The following is a 1,087-nucleotide window of genomic DNA, read 5'->3' on the forward strand; positions in this document are numbered from 1 at the left end:
CCGGCGAGCCGCCCGGGGACCGCCCGTGCAGGCGGGCGGAGGTGGGCCACGCGGACCCGGTCCGTGGCCACCACCGGCGCCCCCTGGGCGCGTACGGCCTCGACCAGCCGGACGTCCTCATGCTCGGTCAGGTGCGGGAATCCGCCGGCCGCCTCGTACCGCGCCCAGGTCAGGCCCATGCTCGCCCCATGCACGTGCGGATGTCCCTCGCGATGCTCGTACCCGGCCGCCCACACCTGGCGCAGCGCGGGGTCGGCGTCCACGAGGTCCACGGTCCCGAGCACCAGCGCGCCCTCTGCGTCCGCCACGGCCACGCCGGTGCCGAGCACCGCCTGCCCCGTCAGCCACCCGACGGGCACGCGGGTGTCCGCGTCCGTGGAGGCGACCCAGAGGCGTTCACCCGGCATGTCCGGGAACAGGTCCCGCCCGTGCCGGGCGCCGAGATCGCGGGCCGTCCCACGCTCGAGGCCCCCGGCGTGGTGGGGCCCAGCTCCAGCACGTGGAACCGCGGGTCCTCCTCCGCCTTCGCCGGGCGATCTCCACCGTCCGGTCCGCGCACCGGTCCGCCACCACGACGACGGCCGCGGACCCCTGCGTGTGCTGCTCCTCCCAGCGGTCCACCGCGGAGGTGAGCGCGTCCAGGCAGTCCGGCAGGTCCGCCTCCTCGTCCTTGGCGGGCACCACCACCACGGCATGGTCCGCGATGTGGGCCCGGGTCAGCAGCGCAAGCCGGACGTCCGCCTCGAGGTGCTCGGCCACCACCTGCCAGCGGGGGTCGGACGCGAGGCGGGCGTGGACGTCGTCCCCGTCCAGGGGCCACCCCTGCACCGGCTGGCGCCAGTGGCAGGCGAGCAGCTCGCCGTCCAGGGCGAGGTCCCGGTCGATGTACTCGACCAGGTCGTCCAGCTCGTCCGGCTGCAGGAAGTAGCCGATCTCGGAGACGACCGCCAGGTCGATGCCCGCGCGAAGTTCCGTGGCGGAGGTGGGGCGGGCCCGTCGTCGTGCGCTGCGGCGCCCACGTCCTGGGGCCACTGCCCCGGGCAGGACGGCGCGGAGCAGCCTGGGCGTGCGGCAGGTCGGCGAGCCG

2 pseudogenes are annotated in these 1,087 nt (G+C 76.3%); both read right to left on the reverse strand.

Features of this window, described 5'->3' with window-relative positions:
* Positions 1 to 407: pseudogene (locus tag AC2W7A_RS12705) on the reverse strand (PIG-L family deacetylase); the annotation flags it as partial.
* A pseudogene (locus AC2W7A_RS12710) lies at positions 397 to 1,087 on the reverse strand (hypothetical protein); the annotation flags it as partial. The pseudogenes AC2W7A_RS12705 and AC2W7A_RS12710, both read right to left, overlap by 11 nt.

The sequence above is a fragment of the Micrococcus sp. LASM2_SD2 genome (assembly GCF_057364565.1).